This window comes from Novisyntrophococcus fermenticellae (genome assembly GCF_018866245.1).
GTDB lineage: Bacteria > Bacillota > Clostridia > Lachnospirales > Lachnospiraceae > Novisyntrophococcus > Novisyntrophococcus fermenticellae.
The window spans coordinates 344,445-360,680 of sequence record NZ_CP076458.1; the positions used below are offsets into that span (position 1 = coordinate 344,445).

Here is a 16,236-nt window from a genome sequence, read left to right on the forward strand (position 1 = left end):
TGGTTCACTGCCAAGACGGGTATTTGTTTTTCTACTTTCAAGCCTGTAGCTGTTGCTCTTGAAATTTTCGTATCAGACTCATATGTTTCTTTGATTTCTGAGTGATGCGGTGAGCTTTGGTTGCCATGTATTCTATCAGGCAGTCCTTTGGTATCAAGTATTTGTTGCGGTACCACACTCCGAATAATTTCTCTTTCGATATCCATTCTGATATTGTGGTTTGGCAGTAGCCCGTCATTTTTATAACATCGCTCACGGTAAGGGCATCCGGAAAGCTGCTCCACCTTTTCTTCAACATCTTCATAAATTTATCTGAATCTATTGGCTCCACAACTTTGTTCTTTGGTCTATATTTTATTCCGCTTGAAAAAATTCCGGGAGGTGTCAGCAGGGACTCCGGAGAATCTTCTAAGCGGGTAAGGTATTCTATCACATCCGTTATTCGGATTTTGAACCTACGGGTCTTTTTTCCTGTATCCTCGCAGGGGATATACCCATTCTCTAAAAGCCATGTGGCTTTTCGTTTGCTTATGTGGCAAATTCTGTAAAACTGGTCTTGGCATATCTTTTCCGGGTATTCATCCAGAAGATGAGAGTAATCAGTTGCCATATCCATCCCTCCAATGCATTGATGGTGCAGACAGATATCAGCTCTGTCTGTTTTGCGTTATTCACTTTTAATCAATGTCAATGGTAGGGTACGCTGTGGTTTATGTTCTTGAAAATGCCAGGGAACTAAAGTATCTTAAGGTTATTTCGCTGGTCGTTTTTCTACGTTTTTTCTACACTTTGCTCTGAAAACCGTTAAATTCGGGATTTGGACCGAGGCGTGGTAAATTCATGGTTTATGCCCGAAAACCCTTGATTTATGCGGGTTTGCTCAATACTATGGTGACTCAAAGTTACCTTAATAATCTCATCGAAACTTGCCCTCAAATAACTCGAAATGCGGTTGTCCTCCGGGGCACGTGGGTTCGAATCCCACCTTCTCCGTCAAGGTTATCAGGCTAAAATAGATGCGATTATGCATTTGTTTTAGCCTGATTGTTTATGTTAAAATACTTATAAATTAAAGTGAAAGAGAGCTTTAATCAAATGGATGTAATAATAGAGAAAGCTATCAACAATTTAAGTAAAAATAATATGGCGGGGTTTTATGTGGAAAGTAAAGAAGAATTACTTTCTCTCATTTCTATGCAACTGAAAGTCGGCGAAAAAATTGGATGTGGAGATTCTGTTACATTAGAGCAGACCGGAGTATTTGAATATCTTAGAAAAGGATCTTATACTTTTTATGACAAGCATAAGCCAAATTTAACGTCAGAAGAAAAAAGAGAAATATATTTAAAAAATTTTAGCGCAGATTCATTCATTACAGGTACAAATGCCATTACCATTGATGGTAAACTTTTTAATATAGACGGAAATGGCAGCCGTGTCGCCCCTATGCTTTACGGTCCCCAACAGGTTATTGTTGTAGTTGGGACAAACAAATTAGTAGATACTGTAGAAAATGCTGTACATCGAGTAAGGCAGATTGCAGCACCAATGGATGCAAAAAGATTAAATAGAAATACGCCATGTGTAAAGCCTGGGAAATGTATCGACTGTAAACATGAACAGCGTATTTGTAATGACTTCGTTTTAATTACAAGACAATTTTTAAAAGACAGAATCAAAGTAATTTTTATAGAGGGTAATTATGGTTATTGACAAATAAAAAATAGATAACACATGAGAGGATTAGTTGCATCTATTTTGACCCAATGGCACAGAAAATCCAGTCATTAGCAGTTAATCCTCCTGCTCCTGAGAATAAATCCACTATATTCATATAATCACCCTTTCCATTTCTCTGACTTGCTATCCCACATCTTTTGCCATTCCGACTCACCCACTATCGCCTCAAATACTGGTTCAAGAAAAATCCGTATCTCTTCTATCACAACTGAAAAATCAAGCGAGCCATCTTTTATATTCTTCAAGAAATATCGCCACTTGACTTGCATATCAGTATCCTCAGCGAGACATACTATCCGCTGAAAGCTATTTTTTTCATATGGAGTTCCTCGATTTTGTAATGTCTCAAATATTGCTGTCTGCAATTTCAATCCATCAAAATCAAATGTTTTGGCTAAATAGTAAATATCGTAAAAATCTTTCATACGACCTGTCAGTTCATATCGTTGAAGAATTGCATCAAACTTTTCAGCTATTGTACTTTCAAGGGAGTAAGTGTGAATCTCAGGAATTTCAAAATCAGGCAATTGCGTATTTATTTTTCTGATTTCGGCTCTTGGAATGATAACGTCACCTACACCAATATCAATATTAAATGGTACTCGCACATTCTTGATTTTGCCTATAATCTGGGTACTGATACCTTTGTATTTTCGCTGTGGAGAGATTTCTTCAAACCCGTTGGTAGTCATTTTTATATAATCATTACCTGTTGGTTCGGCAATGATTTCTTCAATCATCTTACGGATATCTTCTATCGAATTACCCTGTTGCCTGAGCAAGAAATCCACATCAATGGTCGCACGACTTTCAAAATTCGTCAGAGTATAAATAAACAAGCCACCCTTAAGAATGAGATTCGATGTATATGGTGATTTTGAAAGCTTGCGGAGAAATTCTTCCTGCATAAAAAGCTGTAGGCATTGCTGATAACTAATACCGGAGGCTTTTGCTTTGTTTTTAAGTTTAGCAAGAACAGATGTCGCTATATCAGCCATCACAGCCACACTCCAATCAAATCTTTTACTTTTTTCTGAACTCGTAGATCTTTTGCATACTGCATAAGGTTTGGAATATTCTTTTTTGGGTCTTTCACATAACTCTGGATTGCCTTATTAAATACTTCTTTATCCATGCGATTCATATTTTTCAGACAATCACAAATTGTGCGGTCTTTATCGTAAATACGAACAGGAGTCTCGTCAATAGTTCCCGTAGTTTCCCCAAGGGGCAACAGGTAAGGTTCTGTGCGGTAAGCCTTAATAAATGGATAATCAATCTTTACACGCTGCTTAGACACATTTTTATCTATGGCTAAATGCCATTCCGCAGGGTTTCTGTCGCTATATCCATAATAAAAAAGGGCTGTATCCATACAGAGGATTGCATCAGGAAATAGGCTGTTAATAATAACAACCTCGCTGCTGTTGGATTCATTAATCCAATGATAGTATCCACGCTTTATTTTCTCAATCAAACCTTCATTCAATAACTTTTGAATGTCGGCATAATATATTTTATTAGAAGTCAATTCAGCGGTGCTCAAGATATTGTTATGTTTTTTAAACAATTCTCTGATTTGTTCCGTCTTAGTCATACGCTCACCTCTACTAAACTAAGCACTTTCAATTCAATCAATGGGTAGTTTGGTATAGCATACCCAATTTCCTGACAAAAGTCAATCTATTAAGCAGAACTTATTGTGATAATCAATATTGCCGTTGCCAGTTCGTTACCTGTAGTGTAAATTATTCTTCACACCCTAATGTCCTCTTGCCGCTCTTGCAAACATCTGCATTTTCTGCTATACCAATAATACCGTAACTGGCAGTAGCAACGTGGCCGCCTCCTTAATATCTTGACTATCTAAATACATACGTCGGCGCAAAATGACACAAGCCGCTTTTGAACAGCAAGCCACCGATAAAAAGATTTTGGATATTGCACTGGAATATGGCTACACTTCGCCAACTTCATTTAATCGGGCATTTCAAAAGGTGCATGGAATATCACCGTTTAATTCAGAAACACAGGGGAATGTATTAAATGCCTATCCCCCTATCCATTTCACCGTAACGATTACAGGAGGTAGTGCTATGTCTTATCTTATGGAAATGAAACAAGCGATGCGAATGGTCGGTATTCGTATTCCGCTGATAGAAAATATGGACGAAAATCAACAGATCGTTCCCGAATTTTGGAACGATGCCTTCAAGAGCTCGAAATTCCTGCTGCTACATGGGTGGTGTTTGAAAATAATGGACAATTCAAAGAGTCTGTACAAAGCATTTTCAAATGCTTTCTTACCGAGTGTCTTTCAGTCTATCCGGGGAAAAGCAAATGGCGCACCGTTCTTTTGCTATCACTCCATGAATTCCAAAACAAAATTAGGTAGAGGAGACTTGAAACGGATTCTTACTGACGAAGGGAGTCAGCTACGGACAGAAGCATTTAGGCTGAAGGTTCTTTTGCAGATGTGAAAGTGGATATGAATTTCTACAGATATATATCGAGGAAAGAGAATGTACTATCGGAGAGCATACTGCTCGCAATGGCACATTATATCAACAAACCACATCATAAGATTCGAAGGAATTGTACAGGAACGCATCTTTTTGATTTAAAGGAAAGTGCATAAATTTTTACACCGTTTTTAAACCAAATATTTTAACTCTAATAATTGACAGAATTAAAATGATACATTATCATAATAGTATGAAAACAATGGAGGAAATGTAAAAATTAACAAATTATTTTGGGGAGTTTAAATAAGAGATAAAAAGCCTATAAAAAGTATATATAAACCGTATGGATGAGAAGAAATTAAATTGCATTTCTGAAGAAGATCTTTTGGTACGACATCATAAAGTTATCTGCACATCTATACCATAAGGAGAAGTATATCTTATCGGAGGAATTTAGATGAAAAAAAACATTTGGTTAGTGGGCATTCTATCAATTTTTATTTTTTCGGGTTGCAGTGATGCGTCCAGGGAGAGTCAGAATCAATTAATTAAGATACCAGAGCAGGAGAGTATTGATACAATACAACTGAATACAATAAGGGTGAAGCCGAAGGATTATGGGGCAGATAAACTTTCCTTACTGATTGATAACCTTGAATCAGCAACCCCTTTAAGTGCGGATGAATCTGCTGCTTTATATTATAAAGAGGAGTATAATCCTACAATCACATTTATTTACAAAGATGGGACAAAGGATATTTTTTACTTTTTTGAAAATTACGACATATGGTACCTGAAGACAGATGAAAAGCATTATTATAAGGATGCTGATTTTATAGATGATTATATTCACGGTGAAAAAGTTGATGCCCAATTTATGCCTATAATGTCTCTTGAATATTTTGAATTGAGCTTAAAACTTGCTCAGGAACAGGAAACTCCGGATATACCTTTTGCATTTATATATCTCGTACGGGGGAATATAGAATATAATAAATACACAGAAAAGGATGCTATTACCCGGGTAAGGGAATCGATGATTCATAATATGAAGGTGTATCAATATGCATTACAGTCTGGTTATGATATTTCTGATGATGAACTGTCTTCTGTTATAAATAAGTACGTATCCGATACGCTGGACTCTGAAGAATATATAGGATACGAAAAAGATTTAAAAGATGCAGGAATAACAATTCAGCAGTTGACAGAGAAATATAAGGAGTCTATCCGTTATATTATAATTACAAATAAACTATATCTGAGTAAACAAATTGAATTTAAGAATGGAAAAGACAAAGTGGGGGATAAGGTCTGTAAAAGTGTCAATGAATATTATAAAATGTTTATTGAGAATGTTGTCTACACTGAAATGAAGGATTATAACCTGGACAAATTTTCGTCTGAGTTGGATATGGCAGAAAAAATATACTTGGAGAATTACAGGGGTCAATAAAATGGAAAGAATATAAATAATTAATGCTTCATTGAACTACAGCAAAGAGATTATGTACTGCCTATTAAAGCGTTAAATTAGTAAGTTTAGATACGCAACATGAACATAACCGAAGAAACCAGTGGATATAATGCTTCCTTACTCAGTTTTCATGTTAATTTGCAGTCACTTAAAATCTTATCAACGATTTCCCAGATGGAAAGTGATGGATTTTCATCTCCGAGCTGTTCAAGAGACAGTTTGTTAAGAACACGTTTGAAATTGTCCTCGTGTTTATACTGAGCAAGATTCTCGAAATTTTCGTCATAAGCTTTATTTAGCGGCGCAAGGTATTGACTACGATGGGTCAACGAACCATTGCAGTCAGCTTTGTGCAGAATCATGAATAAGGTTGGAGAAATTGCAGGGTGCAATATCTATCAGTTTCAGAAAGTATTTGCGTACATGGCTGTTTCCTGTAAGCAATTTCTTGAGCCTATGGCTTGCAATCCTCGATGCCCGATGGGATTTGATTTCATTTTAGATGGAGAACGCCATCAGAAATGCCGAAACAATGCATTTATGTTTTATCTGGAAGATCGCACAAAACCATATCTCAAGGAAATAAGGTTTTTTTACACCGGCAAGCCCTAGTTCATGAGTCTGTAAAATCATTTACTCATTTTACTCCTTTCTCTGTTTTGTAGCCTATAATACTAAAAAACGGCGGTTGCTTCCACCAACTATCACGCAATTATCGGTTGCCAACGGTGTAAAAACTAAGAGTTATAAAACCTTTCATTCAATGTAAGTGTCTTTTAACATCATGTCCGTTATAATAATATGAAAAGCAAAGGAGGCGTTTCCTATGAAAAATGCAATTCTGGAGATTGAATCTCTGCGAAAATATTATGGTAAACAGGAGAATCAAACAAAGGCACTAAATGGTATCTCTTTCAGGGCGCTGCCCGGTGAATTCCTTGGCATTATGGGAGCCAGCGGATCGGGAAAAACGACATTGCTCAACTGTATCGCCACGGTCATTCGCCCCACAGAGGGACACATTTTGATGGGTGGTGTGGAAATTGATGCATTGAAAGGCAGCCAGCTGGCAGATTACCGGGGGAAAGAAATCGGATATCTGTTTCAAAACTTTGAATTGCTGGACAACTTAACAGGGCAGGAGAACATTCTTTTACCCCTTAGCATTCATGGAGTTGCTGAAAAGGAGGGAAATAAGCGTCTGAGGGAGTTAGCGGAATATTTTGAAATTACCGACGTGATGAGTAAATTCCCCTCTCAAATGTCTGGCGGTCAAAAACAGCGTGTGGCAACAGCCCGGGCACTTATTCTTAATCCTCAAATGATTCTTGCAGACGAGCCTACCGGTGCACTGGATTCTAAAAATGCTCGTATATTAATGGAAAAGCTGGCGGGCCTTAACCACATGCAGCAGTCCACTATTTTAATGGTTACCCATGATTCCAATGCCGCCAGTTTCTGCAGCAGGATTCTCTTTATACAGGACGGAGTCATTTTCCATGAGCTGCGCCGAAAAGAACCAAACGAGACACAGCAGCAGTTTTATGAACGTATTCTTGCTGTCATGGCACAATTGGGAGGAGGAAGCGCAAATGTTCTTTGATCTTGTGCGCCGCAATAGTAAGCGGAACCGGAGGGAAAATGGACTTTTTTTCTCATCACTTCTGGCGGCTGTTGTGGCTTTTTACATGATTCTCTCACTGCCGAATCAGGGGGTTATGGGATTTCTTAAAGAGATGGAGAGCGATGCTGTGGATAGACTTTTAAGCCTGATACCAGCCTTTTATGTGCTAACATTGTTTATGCTCTTTTTTCTTATTTACTTTGCAAGCAAATACCAGCTGGAGCGGCGAAGCCATGAGTTGGGTATGTATTTGATGATGGGAATGCGCCGTTCCAAATTGTTTTTCATGCTTCTGGCAGAAGATCTGTGGAGCAGTCTTGTTTCAATTGGTGTCGGTATTCCCGTGGCAGTGCTGCTTTCGGAGATTATCAGCCTCGTTACAGCGCGGGTGGTTGGCATTGGTATTTTGGGACAGCAGTACACATTTTCCCTCACAGCAGTTCTTTGGACGGTAACAGGATTTCTGCTTATTAAATTAGCTGCATTTCTTCTGCTCAGCGGAAAATTTGCTTCTAAAGAGGTTGGTACTTTGCTTTCACCTGTCCCGGAAGGCGCAAAGAAGCGGAGGCCAACGGTACTGTACCAGATATCATTTATCATCGGTGTTTTGCTGTTGGCAGCAGCATATATACTGGCAATCAGCGGTGAAGCGTGGTATTCACTGGCAATTATGGGAATGGCTTTGAGTATGGGCATTTCAGGAACAATGCTGCTGTTCTTTGGTTTACGCATGCTGCTGGATGTGTTGGCGAAGCGTCAGATAGGCAGATCCGGTTTGGGGATATTCACGTTCCGACAGCTGCAGGAGCATGTAATTGGGCAACCGATTTCGCTGGCTGTCAGCTCCCTTTTAATTCTTGGTGCGCTTTGCTGCTTTGGGTTTGGTGTTTCTATGACACTCTATTACGGAAATAATGATACACATACGCTGGATTATACCTTTGAAGATTCAGAGAACCCTTTGAAGATTCCTGAAAAACTGAAAGATGCGGGATTGGAAAATTACTTTGAATCCCTTTTTGATATGCGCATCGGTCATATTCGAAGTGAAGAAGACAATATAGGAGCAACGCTCGATATGGATGAGGTGCTGGCGCTGATAGAACAGGAACCGGATTCCCCTGCAAAGTCCGATCTTTTGGATGAATACAGCAATCTTTACATCCCTCATGCCATTTCTCTTTCAGGCTATAATCAGCTTCTGGCCGCGGCAGGCGAGCCACCAATCACGCTCAACAGCAATCAGGCGCTTATTTATGGCTATGAGTCCTTTACCAACAAAGAAAAAGCGAAAATCATAAACCGTATACTCTCGCAAAAGCCGGAAATAGCAATCGATAACGAACGTTTACAGCTAACAGGAACCATACAGACCAAAAATCCCGTAACAGACCGGTCTATTACACTTTATTTTGCATTAATCGTTCCGGATGAGGCCTTTAACCGATTGACAGAAGAGACTTACACGAATTATTGGGATGCAACATTGTCGCCTCAGTTCGTGCAGGAAAACGGGCTAATGCAGGCAATTCAACAGATGAATCAAAAGTTGGACGCAACGGATATTACCTACGAAAGCTATCTGCAAAATATGGGACGGCAGCTTTTTTATCAGGTTGCTTCCAGCTATCTCACGTTGTATCTCGCAATTATTTTTCTTATCATAGCCAATACAGTTATTGGAATGCAATTCTTAACACAGCAGCGTAAGACCGGCCGACGGTACCAAACACTGGTGCGGCTGGGCAGCAATTATGAAGCACTCTGCCTTTCTGCAAAACACCAAATTCGATGGTTCTTTGCTTTACCGGCGGTCGTCGCAGCAGTGGGTAGCCTGTTCGGAGTCCGGGCCTTATTCTCCGGGTTTTTGCCGCCGGATATGGCGGAAAGTATTCCAGGGCTCTATTGCATCGCTTTTGTAATACTTTTTCTCCTTTGTGTGGTAGAATATGGGTATATGCATGTCGTGATAAGAGCCAGTTCAAAATATATTCTGACACAGATGGAAGCAAAAAGAGAAGAATGAAGAAAGGAGGGAGCTGACATGAAGAAAATTGTGATTGTGGAAGATGATCCGTTTATGCGGGAGGAACTGCGTGAAATCTTTGAGAAGGAGGGGTATCCGGTTGTTTGCATTGCAGAATTTGATCATGTAACAGACAATATTATACAGGCGGCTCCCGGCCTTGTCCTACTTGACATCAATCTACCCGGAATCAGTGGTTTTGATATTTGCCGGGAGCTGAAGCGTAAGGCGATGTTGCCTGTCCTGGTGCTAACCTCTCGTGATCAGATGAAAGATGAACTCCATGCGCTGAATTTGGGGGCGGATGAGTATCTGACAAAACCTTGTCGGAAAGAACGATTGCTTGCCCGTGCAGCTAATCTGCTTCGACGATATGAGGGGCGCAGCCAGCTGCGCCCTGGTATGGACTTTTTATTGGATAGCCAGACCTATACGCTGTATATTCACGATCGATCTGTGGTGCTTCCACCAAATCAGGGCAGATTGCTGGAAGCCTTTTTAGCTCATCCTGGTGAGCTTATGAAAAAAGAAACACTTTGCATGGTACTATGGGGAACAACAGAGTTTATTGATGAAAATGCTCTGCAGGTAAATTTGACCCGCTTGAAAAAGACGATGAGAGAGCTTACAATGATGCAGCAAATTGAGACAGTGCGCGGACTCGGCTACAGACTGATTGCAAAGGAGGAGAAGGATGAAGAATGATTTTCTGCGTGCCATAAAAAAACATGCGCTCTGGTTTCTACTCTTTATGGGGCTCAGTCTTCTGTACGCGCTGGCACTGTGGCTTTCAGAAAGTGAAGCCTTTCTACGGCTTTGGCTTGTAATTGCAATCGGTTCTCTGTTGATATTTTTAACGGCACTATTTTTTGTGTGCCGTGTGGAAAAACAAAGAGAAACAGCTTTTCTGGAGTTTCTCAATCATCCGGATGAAATGACCGAAACAAAAATCCTGCACCTTTTCAGCCGGCAGGATGGTGTGTTCATCCGGCACGTTGGGGCTTTGATCCGGGAAAAGGAACAAGCGAATCGGGTTTTGATGACACAGGTAAATGATTATGAGGAATATGTGGAATCCTGGGCACACGAGATCAAAACTCCGCTTTCTCTTTTGACATTTTTTCTGGATAATCGCAGGGATGACTTACAACCTGTTGTTTATCAACGACTCGATTATGTACGTTCACAGATGCAGGGATTGGTAGAGCAGATGCTCTACTATGCAAGACTCAAGAGCAGACAAAAGGATTACCTGTTTGAATGGTTGTCCCTTACAGAATGCTGTGAGGAATCGTTGGGGAATTTTCAACCATTGCTCAATGAAAAAGGATTTCAAGTCATAAAAGTATTGCCGCCGCTTTCTGTTCTTTCTGACTATCGGGGTTTACTATTTATCATTAACCAAGTACTCAGTAATGCTATTAAATATACGAAAAGCACAGGAATACCAGAGCTGCGTCTAACGGCGGAACAAAAGGAACAAGGAATTATCCTTTGTATCAAGGACAATGGGATTGGTATACAGCCGTGGGATTTACCATGCTTGTTTCAAAAGGGATTTACCGGCGATACCGGTAAATACAGAAAAAAGGCAACCGGCATGGGACTTTATCTTGCAAATGAAATGGCAAAGGATTTGAAAATCGAACTGGATATTCGTTCAACGCCACAGAGTGGCACTGAAATGATTTTTCGTTTCCCGATTATAAATCCCGAATTTAAACCTTCTGTAAAGCAGCAATATGTCCGCAACTGAAACAAACATAATATGTATGTGATGGTTGGTTGTGCTTTAGGAATTTTGGGAGTAGAATTTCATTAGTGAGGTATGAAAAATATGAATAATCTTAATAATAATATTGCTGCGAATCTACGTTATCTTCGAAATCACAGCCGCTTGTCACAAGAGGAAGTTGCCCAGAAGACCGGTGTTACGCGGCAGGCTGTGGCAAAGTGGGAAAATGGTGATTCCCTACCGGATATCTGCAACTGTGAAGCGCTGGCAGACTTATTTGAGGTATCTCTGAATGATCTGGTACGCTATAACTCGAAACAGAATGGGGTTCCTATTGGTCCTAAAGATAAATATATCTTTGGCACGGTAACTATAGGTGAACGAGGACAGATTGTATTGCCAAAAAAGGCGCGGGATACGCTGCATCTTAAATCTGGTGATACTCTGGTTGTTTTGGGGGATGGCAATCCGGCAACTGCCGGAATTGCATTGATAAGCAGTAATACTTTTCTGCGGATGACCGGGAATACGATTAGTGCTATCTTTTCCAGTGAGGAGGATAAAATTTGAATCTATTATCCGTACAAGGGATAACAAAACATTATCCGGGCTTTATACTACATGATATTACATTTTCTCTGCCACAAGGCAGGATTATGGGGTTAATTGGAAAAAATGGCGCAGGAAAGACCACAACCTTAAAATCCATGTTGAATCTGGTTCGCCCGGAGAATGGGAGAATTGAAATGTTTGGGCGTAACTTTATGGAAAATGAAGAACGTTGTAAGCAAAGCATTGGGGTGGTCTTAGGTGAAATCGATTTCTACAAACATAAAAAGCTGGCGTATATTACAGAGGTTACAAAGCGTTTTTACCGAAATTGGAACGAGGAAGCCTATCAAAAATATATGGGGGCTTTTGGGCTTGACCCACAAAAATGTGTAAAAGAGCTTTCGTCTGGTATGAAAGTGAAATACATGTTGACCCTTGCGTTATCCCATAATGCCAGGCTGCTGCTTTTGGATGAACCTACAAGCGGACTGGATCCGGTATCACGTAACGATTTGTTGGAACTGTTTCGACAGATTGTGAAGGATGGTGAAAGAAGCATCCTTTTTTCTACGCACATTACATCTGATTTGGAAAAATGTGCCGATGATATCACCTATATCAAGGATGGGAAGCTTCTGAAAAGTGCTGAAAAATCCGTTTTTATCAAGTCTTTTCAAAGCCTGAAAGAACCGGATGAAATCGGGGAATTGTCTCTGGAAGATATTATGATTCGTACGGAAAGGAGACGCTATGATATTTAATCTTCTATACAAGGAATTGCGTCTGGCTGCTCATCCGAACTTCTATGTCTTTACATTGCTCGGTGTACTGGTTATTGTTCCGGCGTATCCTTATGGAATGGTATTCCTGTTCGGGTGTCTTGCCCCATATCTTACCTTTATGTATGGACGTGAAACAAATGATATTTACTATAGCGCTCTGCTTCCCGTCCCCAAAAGGGACACCGTGAAAGCCAAGTGTCTGTTAATAGTTTTAGCCCAGATGACACAGCTGCTTATTTCTTTGCCCTTTGCCATACTGCGCGTTCATATTTTGCCAAATGGAAATCCGGCAGGTATTGAAGCAAATGTAGCCTATTATGGTTTTGGACTGATGGTATATGCTATCTTTGATGTGATTTTTCTGACCCAGTTTTTCAAAACAGCTTATAAAGTTGATAGGGCGTTTCTGCTGGCAATCATACCGGCTTCTATTGCGGTGATCGTCATGGAGGTCGTAGTTCATTTCCCCGGGTTCGAGTGGCTTGACAGCGTTGCCCCGGGCATGATGCTGTGGCAGCTGCCTATACTGGCCCTTGGCATAATCGTATATACAATCGGGATACTGACTGCATACCGTGTTTCTGCAAACCGCTTTGAGCAGGTTGATTTATGAGATTTTGCCGTACGACGGCTTTTTTCATCTGCCGCCGTGCGGCAGATGGGTTTTTATCTCTATAGAAATATCTATATGAAAAAATGCTACAATAAATTGACATTGCAGGGAAATAAACCCACTTAATTTTGATCCTTTGACACGATAGCTGTCACCAGTCCTCCGCTCCCTATTCATACACAAAATTCACTTCACTAACATCAAATGTTTGCGGTGTCGTCATTGTATTTTATCCAATCGCATTCTACAATTGAAGTGTTTCAATCGCTTTATCTAAAAAAATTTCACCATCTATTTCATGACAAAAACATTTCGCCATTTCATCTTCACCGAACAGCAAAAGCTCTTCGCCGTTTTCGTTCCATGCCTGAACGGTTACTTTTTGAGGACGTATCGTTTTGACAAAACAGTTGGGGAAACTCAAACAGCCCTCGATGCATTCCTGTTCACCGCTATATCCTACGATTCGCGGAATAATATTGATGTAATGTCAACCTTACGGAGGAGGGACTGTAACGGAAAAGCAAAGGTGCTTACAAAGGTAAAGTTTTTTGAAAGCAGTTTTTTTAAAATCTTGATATAGGCTTGCGCTTTTCGACAATATCCTTTATAATAATCCGCAAAGATCTGTAACGCAGAGAGGAGGAATTATATACCATGGACAACGTCGACGGCGATGCTGCTCGAAGTACATACTGCAAAAATCAAATCATTATGATACTACGCACGCTTTGCGCCCTTTTGCGCCCAAGGTGTGCTTTTTACATTACAAAGAGATTTCCACGCAGTTTGCCTATGGAAAACTTATGAACCGCATATTTCAATTTTTAAAGAAACAGTCTCCGGGCCGTCTGATTACACTGGGCTTTGCTTTTGTAATCCTACTCGGAACATTCCTGCTATTACTACCTATATCCGTAAGACCCGGCATGGAGGTGGGCTTCATAGATGCGCTATTTACCTCTACAAGCGCAGTATGCGTCACAGGCCTAATTGCTATAGATACCGCCGACCATTTTACAGCGTTCGGACGGGCTGTGGTTGCCTTACTGATTCAAGTGGGCGGTTTGGGCGTAACCTCAGTGGGTGTCGGCTTTGCTCTGGCCGCTGGTAAGCGGATTGGTATGAAAGGCCGCCTGTTGGTAAAAGAGTCGCTGAATGTAGAAAGTTCCAAGGGTATGATCCGGCTGGTAAAGGCGGTCTTACTCATGACCGTATGTTTTGAGCTCGTGGGAGCAATTCTCAGCTTCCTTGTATTTATGCAGGATTATCCTCCGCTTAAAGCGGTAGAGATCAGCATTTTTCATTCAATAGCCGCTTTCAATAATTCCGGCTTTGATATTTTAGGGGGTCTGCAAAACCTGATCCCTTACCGGTCAGATGCGCTGCTGAACCTGACGACCTCCGGTCTTATCATTTTTGGCGGTATTGGTTTTCTGGTAATCATTGATGTACTCAAAAACCGGTCATTTAAAAAGCTCTGCCTCCACTCAAAGGTTGTCCTTACGACAACAGCGGCGCTGCTTCTAATCGGTACACTGCTGTTGAAGGCCACCGAAGATATATCGTGGCTGGGTGCTTTTTTTCAAAGTGTTTCTGCGCGGACGGCAGGCTTTTCCACTTATCCCATCGGGGAGTTTTCCAACGCCGGGCTCTTTACCTTGACAATGTTGATGTTTATTGGTGCTTCGCCGGGCTCAACGGGCGGCGGTATCAAAACAAGCACTTTTTTTGTCCTGATACAATCTGTGAGAAGCCTCATGACAAAAAGGCACCAAGGGGCGTTTCACCGGAGTATTCCAGCGGAAGGAACCTCAAAGGCTTATATCATTGTCTTTCTTTCCCTGCTGGTAGTATGCAGCGGAACATTTTTCCTCTGCATATTGGAACCGGGATTTTCATTTATGCAGCTTATGTTTGAAGTAACATCGGCTTTCGGTACGGTGGGGCTTTCCACGGGTATTACACCAGAGCTTGGAAATTTAAGTAAGCTGGTGATTGTACTCATCATGTTTATCGGAAGGCTCGGCGCGTTTACGCTCGCCTCGATGTGGGTGTACCGCCCAACACCAAGCGCCCGCTATACGGAAGAATCTATCATAATCGGATAAAGGAGAAGACATGAAAAATATGAAACCCGCCTCTTTTGGCGTTATCGGCCTGGGCCGTTTCGGCACAGCATTGGCGAAGAGCCTTGCAGAATCGGGTAAGGAAGTTATTGTTATTGACTGTAATGAGGATAAAGTGCGAGAATTGCGGCACTTTACGGAGTACGCCTATGTGGCGGAAAATCTGACAAAGGAAACCTTGGAGGAAGTAGGCATACAGAACTGTGATGCCGTTATTGTCTGTATCGGAGAAAAAATTGATACCAGTATTCTAACCACGCTCAACGTGGTAAGCCTTAATGTTCCCCATGTAATCGCAAAGGCCATAAGCCGGGATCAGGGGGCCGTGCTGGAGAAAATCGGCGCGGAGGTCGTATACCCGGAGCGCGATATGGCTCTCCGCCTTGGAAAGCGGCTGGTATCCCACAATTTTCTCGACTATATTTCGCTGGACAATGAGGTGGAAATCCAACAGATCCCGGTCACGGCAGCTATGATCGGGAGAAGCGTTCAGGAAATGAATATCCGGCAAAAGTATGGCCTGAACATCATTGCCATTGAACGGGAGTGCGTGACCAATATTGAGGTATCTCCGCAGTTTCGTTTTAGTGCAGGCGACATTATTGTGGTGATTGGCAAGGTGGAGAATATCAAGCGGTTTGAGGAAACGACGACGTAACTTTAATGAAAGATATAATAAAGTGTCTCAGGAAATGGTGGAAAAAGTACAGAAGGCAATTAAGGATCTGGGATATGTCCCCAGCCTGAGTGCAAAGTCTCTTGCAGGAAGAGGATCTAATTTGATTGGTATGAGCAGACTTTTACAGGAACGGGCAGCCGGTTATCGAAGAGCGTTGGAAGAAGCGGGATGAAGTATCATAGGGTCAAAAGATCTTTTGACCCTTACATCATAATATGAAGAAAGGGGACATTCATATGCGAGTACTGCTTGCTGAGGATGAACGGGATTTAAATTAGGTCATCACGCAAAAGCTTGTTTCCGACGGATACAGCGTAGACAGCTGCTTTGACGGTCAAGAAGCAATAGACGCACTTGCAGTGGCTGAGTACGATGCGATTATTCTGGATATAATGATGCCGAAGGCAGATGGGT

Annotated in this window: 16 protein-coding genes and 2 pseudogenes; 14 read left to right on the plus strand and 4 right to left on the minus strand. The window is 41.2% G+C overall.

The annotated features are described in order from the left end of the window. Positions 1-37 precede the first annotated feature (37 nt). The gene (locus tag KNL20_RS01605) at positions 38-610 is read right to left on the minus strand and encodes a helix-turn-helix domain-containing protein (RefSeq protein WP_157385235.1); all 573 of its coding nucleotides are present in this window, start codon (positions 608-610) and stop codon (positions 38-40) included. A gap of 485 nt (positions 611-1,095) precedes the next feature. On the opposite strand from KNL20_RS01605, the gene KNL20_RS01610 reads away from it, so the two are divergent. Next, complete coding sequence (locus KNL20_RS01610) at positions 1,096-1,713, plus strand: lactate utilization protein (RefSeq protein WP_230398920.1); 618 nt, start codon at positions 1,096-1,098, stop codon at positions 1,711-1,713. A gap of 125 nt (positions 1,714-1,838) precedes the next feature. Here the strand turns inward: KNL20_RS01610 and KNL20_RS01615 are convergent, their stop codons facing one another. Together KNL20_RS01615 and KNL20_RS01620 are read right to left on the minus strand one after the other, a co-directional pair. Further along, a complete protein-coding gene (locus tag KNL20_RS01615) occupies positions 1,839-2,738 on the minus strand; it encodes a nucleotidyl transferase AbiEii/AbiGii toxin family protein (RefSeq protein WP_230398921.1) in 900 nt (299 codons plus the stop codon). Beyond that, positions 2,738-3,337 (minus strand): type IV toxin-antitoxin system AbiEi family antitoxin domain-containing protein, encoded by a 600-nt coding sequence (locus KNL20_RS01620; RefSeq protein WP_230398922.1) that lies wholly within the window; start codon positions 3,335-3,337, stop codon positions 2,738-2,740. Before KNL20_RS01620 ends, KNL20_RS01615 begins: the two co-directional genes overlap by 1 nt. Positions 3,338-3,614: 277 nt before the next feature. On the opposite strand from KNL20_RS01620, the gene KNL20_RS01625 reads away from it, so the two are divergent. From KNL20_RS01625 to KNL20_RS01665, 9 genes are all read left to right on the plus strand, one after another. Beyond that, complete coding sequence (locus tag KNL20_RS01625) at positions 3,615-4,220, plus strand: AraC family transcriptional regulator (RefSeq protein ID WP_268966545.1); 606 nt, start codon at positions 3,615-3,617, stop codon at positions 4,218-4,220. Positions 4,221-4,662: 442 nt separating this feature from the next. Beyond that, on the plus strand, positions 4,663-5,661 hold the full coding sequence (locus KNL20_RS01630; protein ID WP_230398924.1) for a hypothetical protein: 999 nt from the start codon (positions 4,663-4,665) through the stop codon (positions 5,659-5,661). Positions 5,662-6,508: 847 nt separating this feature from the next. After that, entirely contained in the window at positions 6,509-7,285 is a 777-nt protein-coding gene (locus KNL20_RS01635) for an ABC transporter ATP-binding protein (protein WP_230398925.1), read from the plus strand. Continuing rightward, the gene (locus KNL20_RS01640) at positions 7,275-9,332 is read left to right on the plus strand and encodes an FtsX-like permease family protein (RefSeq protein WP_230398926.1); all 2,058 of its coding nucleotides are present in this window, start codon (positions 7,275-7,277) and stop codon (positions 9,330-9,332) included. Before KNL20_RS01635 ends, KNL20_RS01640 begins: the two co-directional genes overlap by 11 nt. Before the next feature lie 18 nt (positions 9,333-9,350). After that, on the plus strand, positions 9,351-10,037 hold the full coding sequence (locus tag KNL20_RS01645) for a response regulator transcription factor (RefSeq protein WP_230398927.1): 687 nt from the start codon (positions 9,351-9,353) through the stop codon (positions 10,035-10,037). After that, positions 10,027-11,088: a sensor histidine kinase gene (locus KNL20_RS01650; protein WP_230398928.1), complete on the plus strand. Its 1,062-nt coding sequence runs from the start codon at positions 10,027-10,029 to the stop codon at positions 11,086-11,088. Before KNL20_RS01645 ends, KNL20_RS01650 begins: the two co-directional genes overlap by 11 nt. 81 nt (positions 11,089-11,169) lie before the next feature. Further along, positions 11,170-11,637, plus strand: a complete 468-nt coding sequence (locus tag KNL20_RS01655) for a helix-turn-helix domain-containing protein (RefSeq protein ID WP_230398929.1) — start codon at positions 11,170-11,172, stop codon at positions 11,635-11,637. Next, entirely contained in the window at positions 11,634-12,380 is a 747-nt protein-coding gene (locus KNL20_RS01660) for an ABC transporter ATP-binding protein (RefSeq protein ID WP_230398930.1), read from the plus strand. Before KNL20_RS01655 ends, KNL20_RS01660 begins: the two co-directional genes overlap by 4 nt. Further along, positions 12,370-13,014 (plus strand): ABC-2 transporter permease, encoded by a 645-nt coding sequence (locus KNL20_RS01665; RefSeq protein ID WP_230398931.1) that lies wholly within the window; start codon positions 12,370-12,372, stop codon positions 13,012-13,014. The genes KNL20_RS01660 and KNL20_RS01665 overlap by 11 nt, the downstream gene beginning before the upstream one ends. Before the next feature lie 244 nt (positions 13,015-13,258). Here the strand turns inward: KNL20_RS01665 and KNL20_RS01670 are convergent. Next, positions 13,259-13,486: pseudogene (locus KNL20_RS01670) on the minus strand (peptide deformylase); the annotation flags it as partial. A 334-nt stretch (positions 13,487-13,820) separates the two neighbouring features. On the opposite strand from KNL20_RS01670, the gene KNL20_RS01675 reads away from it, so the two are divergent. From KNL20_RS01675 to KNL20_RS16415, 4 genes and pseudogenes are all read left to right on the plus strand, one after another. Continuing rightward, positions 13,821-15,125, plus strand: a complete 1,305-nt coding sequence (locus KNL20_RS01675) for a TrkH family potassium uptake protein (RefSeq protein WP_230398932.1) — start codon at positions 13,821-13,823, stop codon at positions 15,123-15,125. 10 nt (positions 15,126-15,135) lie between these two features. Continuing rightward, on the plus strand, positions 15,136-15,801 hold the full coding sequence (locus tag KNL20_RS01680; RefSeq protein WP_230398933.1) for a potassium channel family protein: 666 nt from the start codon (positions 15,136-15,138) through the stop codon (positions 15,799-15,801). Further along, on the plus strand, positions 15,782-15,994 hold the full coding sequence (locus KNL20_RS01685) for a LacI family DNA-binding transcriptional regulator (protein ID WP_230398934.1): 213 nt from the start codon (positions 15,782-15,784) through the stop codon (positions 15,992-15,994). Before KNL20_RS01680 ends, KNL20_RS01685 begins: the two co-directional genes overlap by 20 nt. Before the next feature lie 172 nt (positions 15,995-16,166). After that, positions 16,167-16,235: pseudogene (locus KNL20_RS16415) on the plus strand (DNA-binding response regulator); the annotation flags it as partial. Between the last annotated feature and the right edge of the window lies 1 nt (position 16,236).